Annotated in this window: 14 protein-coding genes, 1 other RNA gene and 1 pseudogene; 6 read left to right on the forward strand and 10 right to left on the reverse strand. The window is 37.9% G+C overall.

Features of this window, described 5'->3' with window-relative positions:
- Positions 1 to 331 precede the first annotated feature (331 nt).
- The 4 genes from ACGLXV_RS03015 to ACGLXV_RS03030 all read left to right on the forward strand — a co-directional run bounded on the left by ACGLXV_RS03015 (position 332) and on the right by ACGLXV_RS03030 (position 3,162).
- Entirely contained in the window at positions 332 to 547 is a 216-nt protein-coding gene (locus ACGLXV_RS03015) for a methionine aminopeptidase (RefSeq protein ID WP_391557428.1), read from the forward strand.
- A gap of 314 nt (positions 548 to 861) precedes the next feature.
- On the forward strand, positions 862 to 1,011 hold the full coding sequence (locus ACGLXV_RS03020) for a cytochrome c oxidase subunit 2A (protein ID WP_119708897.1): 150 nt from the start codon (positions 862 to 864) through the stop codon (positions 1,009 to 1,011).
- A gap of 25 nt (positions 1,012 to 1,036) precedes the next feature.
- Complete coding sequence (locus tag ACGLXV_RS03025; RefSeq protein WP_391557429.1) at positions 1,037 to 1,513, forward strand: cytochrome c oxidase subunit II; 477 nt, start codon at positions 1,037 to 1,039, stop codon at positions 1,511 to 1,513.
- On the forward strand, positions 1,513 to 3,162 hold the full coding sequence (locus ACGLXV_RS03030; protein ID WP_391557430.1) for a b(o/a)3-type cytochrome-c oxidase subunit 1: 1,650 nt from the start codon (positions 1,513 to 1,515) through the stop codon (positions 3,160 to 3,162). The genes ACGLXV_RS03025 and ACGLXV_RS03030 overlap by 1 nt, the downstream gene beginning before the upstream one ends.
- A gap of 90 nt (positions 3,163 to 3,252) precedes the next feature.
- On the opposite strand, the gene ACGLXV_RS03035 is transcribed toward ACGLXV_RS03030, so the two are convergent.
- The 9 genes from ACGLXV_RS03035 to ACGLXV_RS03075 all read right to left on the reverse strand — a co-directional run bounded on the left by ACGLXV_RS03035 (position 3,253) and on the right by ACGLXV_RS03075 (position 13,935).
- Positions 3,253 to 4,776, reverse strand: a complete 1,524-nt coding sequence (locus ACGLXV_RS03035; protein WP_391557431.1) for a carboxypeptidase M32 — start codon at positions 4,774 to 4,776, stop codon at positions 3,253 to 3,255.
- A 101-nt stretch (positions 4,777 to 4,877) separates the two neighbouring features.
- Complete coding sequence (locus tag ACGLXV_RS03040) at positions 4,878 to 6,788, reverse strand: ATP-dependent DNA helicase (protein ID WP_391557432.1); 1,911 nt, start codon at positions 6,786 to 6,788, stop codon at positions 4,878 to 4,880.
- Between the two features lie 70 nt (positions 6,789 to 6,858).
- Positions 6,859 to 8,001, reverse strand: a complete 1,143-nt coding sequence (locus tag ACGLXV_RS03045) for a THUMP domain-containing class I SAM-dependent RNA methyltransferase (protein WP_119708902.1) — start codon at positions 7,999 to 8,001, stop codon at positions 6,859 to 6,861.
- Between the two features lie 117 nt (positions 8,002 to 8,118).
- Positions 8,119 to 8,515, reverse strand: an RNA gene (rnpB, locus tag ACGLXV_RS03050) — RNase P RNA component class B.
- A gap of 71 nt (positions 8,516 to 8,586) precedes the next feature.
- Positions 8,587 to 8,892 (reverse strand): cell division regulator GpsB, encoded by a 306-nt coding sequence (gpsB, locus tag ACGLXV_RS03055; RefSeq protein ID WP_119708903.1) that lies wholly within the window; start codon positions 8,890 to 8,892, stop codon positions 8,587 to 8,589.
- 92 nt (positions 8,893 to 8,984) lie between these two features.
- Entirely contained in the window at positions 8,985 to 9,548 is a 564-nt protein-coding gene (locus tag ACGLXV_RS03060; protein WP_391557438.1) for an SLOG family protein, read from the reverse strand.
- 79 nt (positions 9,549 to 9,627) lie between these two features.
- Positions 9,628 to 10,059: a CotD family spore coat protein gene (locus ACGLXV_RS03065; protein ID WP_391557433.1), complete on the reverse strand. Its 432-nt coding sequence runs from the start codon at positions 10,057 to 10,059 to the stop codon at positions 9,628 to 9,630.
- A gap of 325 nt (positions 10,060 to 10,384) precedes the next feature.
- On the reverse strand, positions 10,385 to 11,647 hold the full coding sequence (locus tag ACGLXV_RS03070; RefSeq protein ID WP_391557434.1) for a ribonuclease H-like domain-containing protein: 1,263 nt from the start codon (positions 11,645 to 11,647) through the stop codon (positions 10,385 to 10,387).
- Positions 11,644 to 13,935 carry a DEAD/DEAH box helicase gene (locus ACGLXV_RS03075; RefSeq protein ID WP_391557435.1) on the reverse strand — a complete coding sequence of 764 codons (2,292 nt, stop codon included), beginning with the start codon at positions 13,933 to 13,935 and terminating at the stop codon, positions 11,644 to 11,646. The genes ACGLXV_RS03070 and ACGLXV_RS03075 overlap by 4 nt, the downstream gene beginning before the upstream one ends.
- 155 nt (positions 13,936 to 14,090) lie before the next feature.
- Between ACGLXV_RS03075 and ACGLXV_RS03080 the strand changes: the two genes are divergently transcribed.
- On the forward strand, positions 14,091 to 14,780 hold the full coding sequence (locus ACGLXV_RS03080) for a Crp/Fnr family transcriptional regulator (RefSeq protein WP_391557436.1): 690 nt from the start codon (positions 14,091 to 14,093) through the stop codon (positions 14,778 to 14,780).
- A gap of 47 nt (positions 14,781 to 14,827) precedes the next feature.
- Here the strand turns inward: ACGLXV_RS03080 and ACGLXV_RS03085 are convergent.
- Positions 14,828 to 15,082 (reverse strand): annotated as a pseudogene (locus ACGLXV_RS03085) (hydroxylamine reductase); the annotation flags it as partial.
- Between the two features lie 186 nt (positions 15,083 to 15,268).
- On the opposite strand from ACGLXV_RS03085, the gene ACGLXV_RS03090 reads away from it, so the two are divergent.
- On the forward strand, positions 15,269 to 15,739 hold the full coding sequence (locus tag ACGLXV_RS03090) for an Hsp20/alpha crystallin family protein (protein WP_119708909.1): 471 nt from the start codon (positions 15,269 to 15,271) through the stop codon (positions 15,737 to 15,739).
- Positions 15,740 to 15,838: the final 99 nt, after the last annotated feature.

Genomic DNA, 15,838 nt, shown 5'->3' on the forward strand with positions numbered 1-15,838 from the left:
ACACACCAATTCGCCGCACACCTGACAAACTACCTTCCCATCATAAAGGGTTCGGCAGTGTTCACAATAGTATTTCACCATATATTATCCCTCACTATTTCTTACTGACCAATATTACTATCAGTATATTTATTCTTGATACAAGAGGTTCCTTCAAGCAGTCTAAAAGCTTTAGGAATAATAATAAATATGAAAATTCTATGATGAACATAACCATATTCAAATACCAATTATTAACATCACCTTAACACCTCTAGCTTAATAATATGTATAGAGGAAACCCCATTAGAAATAATAGGAACAAACAAAGTTTTTTAGGTGGTGAATAATCTTGGGAATCATTCAAGCCTTCTTCAATTGGCGAGAAGGAAAGTATCAGGAGCATTTAGAAGCAATGTATGAGGAAGATAAGTGCCCTCAATGCCATGGGAAAGGGTATCATGTGTATCCTCCAGTAGGCGAATTTATCCCATATAACCATATTTTTGATTGTGCAGGCTGCGAAGGATCAGGATCTTATTCAAAGTGGGATAGCACAATCGTGTAACACACTCTAGGTTTCTAGGGTGTGTTTTATTATGTAATAAATATCACTCACCTAAAAACGCTTTTATGTCGACATTCGTAACCGCTATCATAAATTTTCGAATTTTATCTTCTTCACAAATATTTCACATTTCGAGACAAATGAATGTGATTTAAATCACTGTCACAATAACTTTTCACTACTATCATAGTAAATACATAACAATTGAACAATTTGTGAAATCAATGAAAGCTAATGGAATTGGAACAATTGTCTTGTATTATGAAAATGTAATCATTTATTTATTGTGAAACCTTGGGAAGGGAGTGAGGGTTATGGCGAAAATGGAACTCAACCGAAAAACAAAGACGGAAATAGAGGATAGCTCTTCTTTAAAGGGAACATTAGCTTCCGTTTTCCTATTAGGATTCTTTCTAATAGTGACATGGGTGAGCGTTTACTTCTTATTTTTAGACCGTTTTTAATTGAGAGAAAGGGGATATTTTTACCATGCATATGCATAAGTTTGAAAAAATTTGGCTGATTTTTGGGATTGGGACACTTCTAGTTTTCCTAACCGTTTTAGGTGTTAGTGCCTTTTATCTCGGAAATCAACCACCAAGCTGTTTAGCAACAATCAACCCTGAAAAAGTTGATACAACTGCACCATTCAACGAGCCAGGACTTAAAAAAGTTGAGGGCAAAGACTGGGATTATGAATTAGTATACGTGGCTCAAGCTTTTGCTTATACTCCAGGAGAGATTGAAGTTCCACTTGGAGCAAAAGTAAAGGTAATTGCAACAACAAAAGACGTAATTCACGGATTTCAAGTTGCTGGAACAAATATTAACATGATGTTAGAGCCTGGTTATATAAGCGAGTATGTCACAACCTTTGACAAAGCTGGAGAATACTTAATTTTATGTAATGAATATTGTGGTTCTGGACACCACATGATGACGTCTAAAATCAAGGTGGTGGAATAATGAATACATTAAATGCGAAAATTGATCCTCGTGATGGAAAATTAGTTATGGCCCATTTTTATGTGGCATTCATCGCTTTGGCTGTCGGTGGGCTGGCAGGACTTCTGCAAACGTTAGTACGTTCTGGAAAATTTGTTTTACCTGCAGGGATTGGCTATTATCAAATATTAACGGTTCACGGTGTTGTACTCGGGCTTGTTTTAACAACATTCTTCATTATGGGCTTTCAAATTGCTGCCACAAGTCGTACATCAGGTACATTATCCAATCTTCAAAGAAAATTAGGTTGGATTGGCTTTTGGTTAATGACAGCTGGGACGCTAATGGCAGCCACAATGATTCTACTAAATAAAGCTTCTGTACTTTATACCTTTTATGCGCCATTACAAGCACATTTTATTTACTACCTGGGTCTAACACTTGTTGTGGTAGGAAGCTGGGTAGATGGAGCTGCCGTACTAGGTAAATATATTAGCTGGAGAAAGCAAAACCCTGGTCAGCCAAGTCCATTAATTACGTTCATGGCTGTTGTCAATACGATGTTATGGATTGTCGCAACAATAGGTGTTGCTGCAACCGTACTATTCCAATTACTTCCATGGTCACTCGGGATTGTTGATCGAGTGGACGTTCTAGTTAGCCGTACACTATTCTGGTATTTCGGACATCCACTTGTTTATTTCTGGTTACTACCTGCCTATATGGCATGGTATGTAGTCATTCCAAAAGTCATTGGTGCAAAAATCTTCTCTGATTCGCTTGCTCGTTTGTCCTTTATCTTATTTTTACTATTCTCTATCCCTGTTGGTTTTCACCATCAGTTAATGGAGCCAGGAATTGATCCTGCTTGGAAGTTCTTACAGGTTATCTTAACCTTTTTAGTTGTCATTCCATCTTTAATGACCGCCTTTTCCCTCTTTGCCACTTTCGAGAGCTATGGTCGCTCAAAAGGAGCAACTGGACTCTTCGGATGGTTTAAGAAGCTTCCTTGGGGAGATGCAAGATTCACGGTTCCTTTTATCGGAATGCTTTCATTCATACCTGCAGGTGCAGGTGGACTGGTGAATGCTTCTCATCAGTTGAATCAAGTGATTCATAATACGATTTGGGTTACTGGACACTTCCATTTAACACTTGCAACCGCAGTTGTTTTAACTTTCTTCGGTATTTCTTACTGGCTGGTTCCACATGTAACAGGCCGAGTATTAACAAAAGCGATGAATAAACTTGCGATTTACCAAGGTGTTCTTTGGGCAATCGGTATGACCTTTATGTCTGGTGCGATGCACGCAGCTGGTTTACTAGGTGCACCACGTCGTTCTTCTTTTTCAGAGTATGGCGGAGCTGCTCAAGCTACTGAATGGATACCGTATCAAATCGCTCAAGCTGTGGGTGGCACAATCCTTTTCATTGCGATTATTCTAATGCTTTACATTTTCGTGAATTTAGCATTTTTTGCTCCAAAAGGCGAAGAAGAATTTCCTATTGGAGAAGTTAGTGATAAAGCGGATAAAACACCAATGGTATTTGAGAACTGGAAACTTTGGTTAGGAATCACTGCGTTATTAATCTTGTTCGCTTACACCATACCATTTATTGATATGATTCAGAATGCTCCAATCGGATCAAAAGGTTATAAATTATGGTAATAACAAACAGCGCCTATTAATGGGCGCTGTTTGTGGTTTCTAAAGGTATTTAATAGTTCTTTTCGCGACAAAAATTGTCATCCGACGTTTTTATTTTATTATTCCATAAATTCTCTCGTATTTACTATAAAGATAGTCAATTAAGTAGGAAGCATTCAGGCCTTCTCCAGTAATATCTTTAATCAATTCAAGAGGTAGCTTCATTTTCCCGTGCTGATGAATGTTATTGGTTAACCATTCTTTTATGGGTAGAAGGTTCCCTTCCTCAAGTAACTGGTCATAATGGGGCATATCACTCAGCATGGCATGTTTTAGTTGAGCAGCATAAATATAACCAAGCGCATAGGACGGGAAGTACCCAAAGCTTCCATCAGACCAATGAACGTCTTGAAGGACTCCACTTGCATCATTATCTGGAGTAATCCCTAGGTATTGTTCATATTTTTCATTCCAAACTTTAGGCAAGTCCTTTACTTCAATCTCATCATTAAAAATCCCTTTTTCTATTTCGTACCTGATCATAATATGCAATGCATAAGTTAGTTCATCCGCTTCTATACGAATAAGCGATGGCTTCGATTCATTGATTGCTCGGTAAAATTGTTCAATCGAAACGTCCTGAAACTGAGCAGGAGCGTATTCTTTTAGCAAGTCAAAATTACCTTTCCAAAAAGAAAGATTTCTACCAATGAAATTTTCATAAAATAGAGATTGTGATTCATGAATCCCCATAGATGTTCCCGTACATAAAGGTGTTCCGATTAATGAAGGAGAAATATTCTGTTCATATAATGCATGTCCTGCTTCGTGTATCGTACCAAATATAGCTGTACGGAAGTCTTTTTCATCATACTTCGTTGTCACACGAACATCCCCTGGATTTAATCCAGTCGCAAATGGATGAACCGTTTCATCTAATCTACCCGAGTCAAAATCATAGCCAACTTTCTTTAGTACCTCCAAGCTAAATTCTCTCTGTTTTTCCTTAGGAAAATGTTTATACAAGAATTGTGTGTTCGGCTTGTTTTCTGATTCCTTTATCTGTTGAACAAGAGGAACGATTTTTTCTCGAAGCTCACTAAATACTTGATCAAGAATGTCGACTGTAATACCAGGCTCATACATATCTAGAAGAGTATTATATTTATTTTCAGTGTAGCCCCAATACGTAATAAATTTTTTTGTCATTTCAACAATCTTTTCGAGGTATGGTTGGAACATGGAGAAGTTTGAAGCATCCTTTGCCTCTTCCCATACTGACTCAGATTTTGACTGAAGGATAACAAATTCTTTATATTCTTCAGCTGGAATTTTTTTGTTTCGATCGTATTCCTTTTTACACTCAGCAACCGTTTTTTTTGTTATCTCACTCAGTTTATTATCATGTTCCACATTAGTTAAATTTGCTATGTATGCAGCCATTTCCTCAGAGGTTGACATTTTAAACAGTTCACTAGACAGCATACCAATGACTTCAGAACGCTGCTCCATCCCTTTTTTCGGAGCTCCTGTTCGAAGATCCCAATATATCAGTCCAAGCGCTTCTTTATACGCGCCCATTTTTTTAACATAATCCAAAAACTCTCGTTCCATCTGCTTTATGGCAGTAACCATCCTGTCCCCTCCTCTAAAACCTTCTCGCAAAAATTTTATCATAATTTTCAGGAAAAATCTTGAATAAATAAGAAAGGAGCAGATGATTATCTGCTCCAAGCTTACTTTGATACCGCTACAGGTAGGGCGGAATGAACGAGATCAATTATTTTCTGAGACTCGTTTTGATTCATTAAAATATGCACTTTTCCTTTGTCCTCATGTGTGCGTATTAAACGACCGATTCCTTGGCGAAGTCGGAGAAGCATATACGGAATATCGACTTCCTCAAAGGAATTTTCAGTACTCTCCCTTTTCGCAGTAAATACGGGATCATAAGGTGGAAATGGAAGAGAAAAGATGAATACATTCTCTAATGAAGAACCTGGAATATCGAGTCCTTCCCATAAATGGGTGGAGCAAAGAACAGCACTCTCTTCCTGTTGAAATTTCGAAACTAACGTACTTATTTCTGCATCTCCCTCAAAATAGATAGGGAAAGGAAGTTCTTCACGGATATGACGTTTGAAATACTGTTGTTCTTCATCATTGGAGAACAGAACTAGACCTCTTCCTCCAGCTTCCATCAATTGCGTAACAGTATACATACATTTTTCATCAACAGAGGTAAAGTAAGGCATCTGTATTTCCATCGCTTCTTCATAATTGAACGGTGAATTTACACGGAAAGATAAAAATTCATCTATTCCAAGACTTTTTGCAATATATGAAAAAGAGCCATTTTCGGATAGAGTTGCAGAAGAAAAAATGAATGGCTTTTTCTGTGAAAATACCTCTTCACGCATGATATCTTCCACCATTCTCGGCATAATCACAAGGGTTCGTTTTCCATCATGTTCTTCAAACCAAATAATTCCTTTAAGCTCCTTTAAAAATAAACTTAATGAATACGTTATCTGCTCTAGATAGCCTTCGACAATCTTCAGGTCATATTCATTAATCACATATAATTCACTTTCAAAGACAAGTTCTTCTTCCAAATCCGATAATAAAGAGGCAAGTTTTTTCCCCTTCGCTAACACATCCGGTGTTTTTTTAATCATCTGTTTATCAGAGCCTACTGTCTTTTCAGATGCGTCCTGTAATACTTCAAAAAATCGTTCACTAGCAATAATGGATTCGTCTATTAGGTTAAGGGTCTTATCTCTTACATCATTAGCAGTTAGACGCTCTAGTAATGTTTCAAGTGTTTGTTCTGTTAATTTATAGGTTAAAGCCTTTTGACTGGCATATTCTAAAAGATGACCCTCATCGAATACGACGCATGAGCTTTCAGGTAGTAGCGGAAGCTGGCCTTCGCGTTTTCTTGCTTCCTTAGTCCAAATATGCTCCATATAAAAATCATGAGAACAAATAATCAAGTCCTGTGAACTTCTGTAATAATCACGATGCAATGTTTGTCCACATCTATGTCGCTGATCACAAGAAAAACAGTCCTGTAAACTATCCCACGCTATTTCGTTCCACTGCTCGTTAGACAGTTGTGGAAAATCCTTACGATCTCCGTATCGTTCAAAGGATTGCATCGATATTCCTGTATGTACAAAATCAGGTAATTGATGGAACACATCCATATGTACATCGGAAGACGCAACGGATTGATCTAGTTTATTCAAGCATAAATACTGATCTCTTGATTTAGCTAAACGAACGTCAATATTGAGCTTTAACGCTTTTTCAAGCTTGGCTATATCTCCTTCTTTTTTGACAAGCTGTTCGATAAGTGTTTCATCTGCACAAGCAATAATTGCCGGTCGGTTTTTGTAACGCGCATAACAGATCGCATACAAGAGATAAACAATCGTCTTTCCCGTACCTACACCAGCTTCTGCAAACATCACTTTATTCTCTTGAAAGGCTTTTTCTAGTTGGAATGCCATATAGATTTGTTCGTCACGTACTTCAAAGCCCTCTTCTGGCAATAAATCGTAGAACACATCCCCGATCCAATCCCCTAATTTCTCAAAGAAGGATTCAGATTTAGATAGGGTGAATGGTAGCTGTTTTTGCAAAGTAACCCCTCCTATACTTTCTTCAGAATTGAGCGATAAAAAACTGACTCGTAAGCGAGTCAGTTTTAAATCATTTTATTTCTCTAGGTGGTCTCTTACCCCAGTATTGATAATAATTCGTTTGGATAAACCCATTAAATAATTTTCGTTTTTTCGTTGCTGGTTTTCCGTAACATTCTTCAAATCGTTCATTTGACGTTAGCATGTATACCGACCATGTTTCGTAAGGAGAGAAAGCTTGACCCATGTCTGTGTACATTTTTTCTACCGTTGGCCTATCCCCTAGTCTCTCTCCGTATGGGGGATTCCCAACAATTACGCCATATTCCTTTGTCGTCGTAAAATCCTTTACTTGCATTTGTTTGAATTGAATTAAATCTCCTAAACCAGCTTCAAATGCATTAGCCTTAGCGATATTCACCATTTTATGGTCAACATCTGAACCAAAGATATCTATTTCTTGATCATACCTCGCAAGATCTTCCGCTTCATTTCTCGCATCTTCCCATAGCTTATCAGGAATCCAGTTCCATCCTTCGGACACGAACTCTCGGTTAAAGCCTGGCGCAATATTTTGCCCTATCATAGCAGCCTCTATCGGAATCGTTCCTGAACCACAAAAAGGATCAACAAATGGGCGGTCTGGTGTCCAATTTGTTAACAGTACTAGTGCAGCTGCTAACGTTTCCTTAATTGGTGCTTCCCCTTGTTCCGCGCGGTATCCTCTTTTGTGCAAACCTGCTCCACTAGTATCAATGGTTATCATGGCAGTATCCTTCAAGAGGGATACTTCAATTTTAAACAGTGGACCATTTTCTTCGAACCAGCTTGTTCTCCGATAATGGGTACTTAAACGATTAACAATCGCTTTTTTGACGATCGCTTGGCAATCAGAAACACTGAATAAAGTTGATTTTACTGACTTCCCCGACACAGGAAACTCAGCATTTTCTGGTAGGTATTTTTCCCAAGGTAATGCCTTTGTTTTTTCAAACAATTCATCAAAGGTTTTGGCTTTAAATTCTCCTACTCTAATTTTCACTCGATCGGCTGTACGCAACCATAAATTGCTCTTACAAATGGCAAGCTCGTCCCCTTGAAAGCGAACACGGCCATTTTCAACAGTACACTCATACCCTAAATCTCTTACTTCCTTCGCAACTACCGCTTCAAGCCCCATCGCTGCGGTAGCTATTAATTCAAATTTCGTCATCGTTTCACCTCAGACAGAATGTAACTTGCCTTGTTTATTATATGTATAATACAAGAAAAGCTCTCCAATAGAGGAGAGCTATCATTAGAAAACACTCATACAATTCCATTAATAACGTTCTATAAGCCATGTTTTGTTCCTTTGTACTACAATCGACTGATCGTCTCGTACTCAGGTGGCAATCATCTATCTACAGATTCAACTGAACCTGTCCTTCTCCTCGTTCATTTCCTAAGAGAAGGTGCCCCTACCATAATTTGGGTTTCTCGCTCGTGGGGTTTACCTCGTTCCACCCCATTCATTTCTAAATGGGCTCCGTCACTGTGGCACTTTCAAGGTATTCATGCCATATCGAAATCGACTTAGGCATTTTCCCTGCCGTCAGCCAAGTAAAAACCTAGCTGCCCTAGCTTATGAATTGGCTAGGCACGAACACTACGGACATCTCAGACCGTGCGAGCATGGACTTTCCTCTACAATTCACTTACGATCCTTGCAGCGATTACCCGAACGTTATTAACGAACAATACATATTATATGCAATTGTGAATGAAATATCAATGCCTTCTTACATGGTAATTTCTGTTAATCGTATAATTTGCTACCGAAAACATGTTTTTCTAGATTTGATAATCTTTTGAGGATATCAAAATTTGTTGTTCCAGCGGATGGTTGTTGAACGGAAGGTCTTCTTACAGCTTCTTCTAATTGTTTTTTCAAACGTGCGTTTTCATGTTGAAGTTCTTCAATTTCTTGCTGTAGAATCTCATAATCTTTAATTACTACATCAAGAAATTTGTCAACATCCTCCGGCTTGTAGCCTCTCATGGCTGTTTTAAATTCTTTTTCCAATATGTCTTTCGCTGTTAGCTTCACTTTATCTATTTGCATTTATTATTTCACCTCGGTCACTCAAAGAAACATTATCTATATTTTTTCAAAAATATGCACTTTTGTCAATTTTTCTTTTATATGGGTAACTTTTAATAAAAATCATTTTGCTTTTGCTGTACTTCTTCGACTAATAATTGAAGATCGTAGAAGTTTATTTGTGTGATGGGATAATCATTATTCTCTTGATAATGTTTGGCGGTTTGCAGTAAGTATTTCGGGCTTCCGTCTCTTTCTTCGTCATATACAAGAAGCAATGCATCCGTTTTTTTGATGGCAAATTGGTTTTTAAGCCGAAATTGGGCTGGACTATCGTACTTCCTTTTTGTGACTGAGTCTACATAGTCGGCCCTTTGGATAATCGAGTGATACCACTCCTTATTTTTATCGCTCCAGTTACCTTCTTGATCTAAAAATGGGGTAATTATTGCTAGTTTTAAGTCAGGATAGTCCTTTTTCCGCAGTTCAATGACGACTTCTGCCGCCCACATTTCTACTCCGAGTTGACCTGATACCATTACCCATTCAAGCCCCTGGTCTAACAGCTGTAGAAGGGCCTTTTTTATAGCCAGTTTTATGTACACAACGCCAGGATCATTTTCTTTAAAAATCCCTAACTCACTGGCCTTATATCCCGATATATATACCATTTTAATCAATCGATTTGCTCCCTCTCTCAAGGCCTTATATATGAATAAACAAGGGCTTAATAATAAGCCCTTGTAAGAAGTACTATTATCTTCCAAAAGATGGTCCTGGTGCTCCTCCGAATCCAGGTGCTCCTGGTGCTCCTCCGAATCCAGGTGCTCCTGGTGCTGCTCCGAATCCTGGGCCTGCTCCAAAGCCTGGGCCTGCTCCGAATCCTGGGCCTGCTCCAAAGCCTGGACCTGCTCCAAAGCCTGGTGCTCCTCCAAAGCCTGGTGCTGGAAATGGTCCAGGTACAGGACGAGGTGGTGCAAAGCTTTGAGTATGAGTCACTTCATTAACAACAGACTGTGTTTGTGGGAAGAAGTGTTGGTGATCATAATTGATGTGATTTACAGTTGTTGTATGCTGAGGGTGAATATGTGGCACCACATTATTTGAGAAAGTATGATTTACACAGCATTTTGTTGGGTGAACGACAGCAGGTAATACATTAGTTGGTCCGCAATGTTTTTTAAACATATTTGAGCTTCTCCTTTCGAATAGTGTTTTTTGTGTTTTACAATAACAGCCTATGATAAAGGAGTCCATCTTGTACTAATGCAAATACCTATTTTCGCTGATTTCTTTGTTATTAAACCCAAAGTTTACATTAATGTATAAAAACTTTCTTTTAAGTTCGTAAAAATAATCGCAGTTAAACAGACAACAAGAAAAAACATAAACAAAATTGCTTTATACATCGAATTCATCCATCTCCACTTTTTATTCTAGCATTTATCACTCAATGATACATTTTACCCTCTATTTTAAGGGGAGACAACACCAAAAAGGCGGATTTTGTCGATTATTTTTTTACATTTTTGTTACAAGATTTTCTTGTAATTCTTTCCAACCGCTTCTCGATATCAATCGTTGGATCTATCTTATTATCACTACATTTTCCAAGTAATAATTTCGCTTTCTGACCAAAAAGAAGTGCCTTCTCGTAATCCCTTTTTTTATGTTCATACCACTTGGAAAGTTCAAGTGAGGAGTCAAAGGCAATCACATCATCAGATACATTCGACAAATTCAACCAAATTTCACTAGCCGCTTCATAATCTTTCTTCTTTTTTAATTGTAAAGATAGTTGCCATCGAGAATGATAGGCTTCCATATTTTCCCCTGACGCTAATTCTATAAATGTATTTTCAGCAGCCGAATCTTCCCCAAGGTAAGTAAACCATCGGCCCACCTCAAAAGCTTCTTTCACCGTTTGATTTTGATCCATTCGTAAAATCTGAAATGTTAAATGGGTATACAAACTAATAAGAGACAGAATATCTATCTCGTTATGTTTGATAATTCCGAGCATTCCTTCTGGTTTTTGCGTTTCAACGTAGTCAAAATAAATCATCGGTGCTAAAAATCCTGGAACGTCATCGACTCTTTGAATATCAAGAATTTCCTTCTCAACGATCGATAGCTTTAATCGGTCTAGCTTATGCTTCCATATTCTTCGAGAGGCATGAAACAAATCGAAATGACCAAATGAAGGCAACTTTGGAACATGATCTTTTAGCAAAGTATGCCTTGTTTTTACTTGTGGCCAATCAAAGGCTTTTCCGTTATATGTCACTAGCGTCGTATAATCAACCTTTTCAAGAAAACTAGTATACAGAGGAATTTCGCTTCCGGGTCGTGGAAGAATATGCTGTCTCACAACAAAATGATTGTCTTCCAACGTGGCATGTCCAAGAAGAAAAATCGTATTCCCTACTCCCCCACCCAGTCCTGTTGTTTCTGTATCGAAAAAAAACAACTGCTCTGGTAGAAACCCCTTTGCTGACAGTGGATGAGAGATATTTGACTCATTCCAAGCTTTCACAGCGTCAATAAATTCGCCTAACTGATATCTGCCATGTTGGTAATCAAACGGATACTTTACTTCTCTTACAAGGCAATAATCGTCTTCTAAAAAATACGGAGTAACTCCATTCTCCTTCCACTCATCTAAAAAAGGGATTTCCTTATTTGACTTTACAGGCAGAGAGCTCGAACTTTGCTTCGAGCTCTCTGGAATAGATAGATGAGGTTTTAATCGATTTAGCTTATTTTTCAAACTCAACTGACTCTACCCTTTCCCACTTCATATTGAAACATATTTAATATTTTCAAGCAGTCAATCTTTGCCGTTTCCGCCGTAGGATCTGTACCAATACAAGACGGACAACCCTGATGACAATTACAACGGGTAATCATCTCTTTCGCCTCTTTAATAATTATTTCCATTCCATCATAGATCTTTTCGCTAAGTCCAATTCCACCAGGATAGCGGTCATAGAAAAATAACGTTGGCTTTTCATTGTGCACTGCTTTCACTTGTGGAACGACATGAATATCCTGTGGGTCACACATAACAAATAAAGGAGCAATATGTTTAAACGCATGAGAAATTCCAATTAAGCCTTGATCCAAACGTTCCTCTGGTAATTCAGTGGAGGCTTTTTCAATCGAAATCCACGTAGAACTCGTATGAAGCTCAACTTCCGGTAAATGAATTGGTCCGGACCCTATATTTTCATGTGTTTCGAATTTGATTTTTTTAAAGATCGTTGCTTTAGCTAATACGCTAACATCTCCATAAGCAACTTCTACCATTGAATTTTCCCTATTCTTATCAATCTCTAATACTTTTAATTCGACCGCTAAATTGGCGTCCGTAAAATAATCAACGGCTACCTCTCGAACGAATGCCTTCTTTTCCTCCCAATCGAGCTTTTCCACTTGAAATTGTGTTCCTTGATGCAAATAAATAGCCTCTTCATGCAGTAAGGTCATACTTGAGAAAAGATCCATTTCACCTATCACACGCGCTTTAGAAACATCTGATTGGTCTATTATGACAACATTATCTTGTGAGGCAGAACGCAAGCTAATATTGTGAGCAGGGAACGAATCATTCATCCAGTAGTATTTATCACCATTTTCAAAAAGCACCCGTTCTTCTACTAAGTATTCTAGAAGTTCTTCAATTTCCGTTTCTCCAAAATAGTCACCTTTCTTAAATGGTAACTCATACGCTGCACACTTCAAATGATCAATAAGAATAATCAAGTTATCTTTATTGATTCTCGCTGTTTCTGGGCTGCTTGTAAAAAAATAATCAGGATGCTGTATAATGTATTGATCTAGCGGACTAGAGCTTGCCACAAGTATCACTAACGATTCTCCATGCCTTCTCCCAGCTCTTCCCGCTTGTTGCCATGAACTTGCGATCGAACCTGGATAACCCGTCATAATACATACCTGCAACTGACCAATATCCACTCCTAATTCTAAAGCGTTTGTACTTACGACACCATAGATGTCCCCGTTCCTTAGCCCTTTTTCAATTTCTCGTCGCTCCGTGGGCAAATATCCACCCCGGTATCCTCTTATTGCCTTTGGACCAAGTTGATACTTTACAAGCTCTTGGAGATACGATAGTAAAATTTCGACTCTCACTCTGCTTTTCGCAAAAACAATGGTTTGAATTTTATTTTTTAATAACTTACGCGCGATATTTCTAACCTCAAGCGTTGCGCTCCTTCGGATATTTAAAGGCTTGTTTACAATGGGAGGGTTATAAAAAAGGAAATGCTTCCTGCCACTTGGTGCACCATTATTATCAATTAACCTCATGTTTGTTTCTGTTAAATGTTCGGCTAACTCAAGAGGATTAGCAATTGTCGCAGAAGTACAGATAAAAATAGGGTTACTTCCGTAAAATTCACAGATTCTTTTCAAACGCCTAATCACATTTGCGACATGACTCCCAAATACACCACGATAAATATGTAGCTCATCAATGACAACAAACTTTAAATTTTCAAATAACGATACCCACTTTGTATGATGAGGGAGAATTGCCGAATGAAGCATATCTGGGTTCGTTATGACGACATGTCCAGCCTTCCGTACTTTTTCTCTTATATTCGCAGGAGTATCTCCATCATATGTGTAACTATTAATTTGAAGCTCTGTTGCTGTTATTAGCTCATTAAGTTCACTTTTTTGGTCCTGTGCTAGCGCCTTAGTAGGAAAGATATACAAGGCTCTTGAATCCATCGATTCGATGACCGTTTGTATAACAGGGAGATTGTAACAAAGCGTCTTACCAGAAGCCGTAGGTGTCACTGCAACAACACTTTCTCCCCGTCTAATCGCTTCATAAGATGATTTCTGATGAGTAAACAGCCTTCCAATTCCTCTCTCCTGCAATGCCCTTTGTAAGTTAGGATGGAGGTCATTAGGCAATTCCGATGTTTTTGCTTCTCTTTCTTCTATTGTATGCCAATGCACGATTTGGTCTTTAAATTCTTCATTTTTCTTCAACTCAACAATAAGATCTTGTAAACTTTTTCTTACCTTCATGTACAGATCACCTCTATAACTCTATCATACCGAATAAACGTTCGTAATTAAAGTACTGTTTAAAAATAACAATGTTTCCCACCAATCTATTCTTTCAGCTTTGGATTTTTGGTAAAATAGAAACTAGGTTATTGCTAAGATTGAGGTGTGTAGGAATGAAAAGTACTGAAATTAAAAAAGTATTATCTGAGTTCTCTTTATTTCGAAGCTTAGACGAAGATGAGCTTCAAAAAATTATTGATATATCTATTTCAAGAGATTGGAATCGTGGTAGTCATGTTTTTATGCAGGATGATCCACTTGAAAACGTATATTTTATCCACTCTGGAAAAGTAAAGATATATAAAAGTGATATAAACGGGAAAGAACAAATCGTTGCGATTTTAAAAAAGGGTGAAATGTTCCCACATGTTGGTTTCTTTCGAAAAGGGGGATACCCTGCGTATGCAGAAGTATTGGAGGCTACAACCTTAGTAGTGGTTCCTATCTTACCATTTGAAAAGGTCCTTATTGAGAATCCTACGCTTTGTATTAAAGTATTTAACGTATTAAGCGAGAAAATTGTCGACCTTCAAGACCGGTTAGAAGAACAAATCCTTAATAATACCTATGAACAAATAATCAAACTGCTGATTCGGTTAGCAAAATTACACGGAAAAGAAACAAATGGAACCTTCACGTTAAATGGTGAATTTACTAATAAAGATTTGGCCAATATGATTGGAACGACACGTGAAACCGTTAGCCGTACTCTCACCAAAATGAAAAAAGAGGAACTTATTGAAGTAGATAGCAGCGGTACCATGACTTTTGTCCTCGATGATCTACTCGAAGAATTAATATAATAAAAATGGACGCATACTTGTTGTATGCGTCCATTTTTTCGATCCATTTACTTTACCTCAGAAAGTTGTAGCATTTCTTGCATATCTTCTGCAGCGGTACCAATTAGCTTTAAGCCAAAAGTTTCCGTTAGCACATTCATTACACCTTCAGAAATAAACTCTGGAGGCTTAGGACCTATGCGGATATCCTTTATTCCTAAGCTAAATAATCCAAGGAGAATCGCAACTGCCTTTTGTTCAAACCAAGACAGTACAATACTTACTGGAAGTTCATTGATGTCACATTCAAAAGCTTCTGCTAAAACGTTTCATGATGGAAGCCTGTTAGTAATGTTTCTTCAGACACTATATTTGCTTCAGGAAGCTATAAAGCTCGGTTAATCAGTGGTGAAAAATATTCATATTTTGAGCTGTTACAAAACGATGAACCGCCTATATAGAAATTGCATAATCTGTAAGGGAGAAATCATATAGAGAGGGGTAGGATCATGTCTAATAATTTGCCAAATAAACCAAATCGTAACGAGCGTCCTGAACCGTTCGGAGAGATTGCCAAAGCGATGAATGACTTTTTTCATGAAAGACCAGTCAGAGGTTTTTTACAAAGCATTGATGAGTTCTTCAACCTTCCGTTTGCCACCTTTCCCGTTTCTGTGAAAAGTTACGACAGGGAGCATCATATCGTTGCAGAACTTCCTGGAGTTAAAAAGGAACAAATTAGTATCGATGTCCTTAATAACACACTGACGATTTCAGTAAAAAATGGAGAAGTGATTATAGAAGAAGATGATGTTCATAAGGTCTATAGTAGAAAAAATAAAATGCAGCAAATGAGTAGAACAATTACTCTTCCCCAGCCTATAAACGAAAAAAAGGTGAAGGCCTCTTACAATGATGGCTTACTAACGATTATTGTACCGAAGCTGCCTGGAAAGAAAATTCATATTATTAATGATTAAGCAGACTTTTTTCTGCTTATTTTTTTCCGTGTAAAAAGGTATAGGGCTGCCCTATACCTTAAACATTCCACCAAGACCCTTTACCATCGAAGAGACTTG

Source organism: Robertmurraya sp. (assembly GCF_036676585.1).
Lineage (GTDB): Bacteria > Bacillota > Bacilli > Bacillales > Cytobacillaceae > Robertmurraya_A.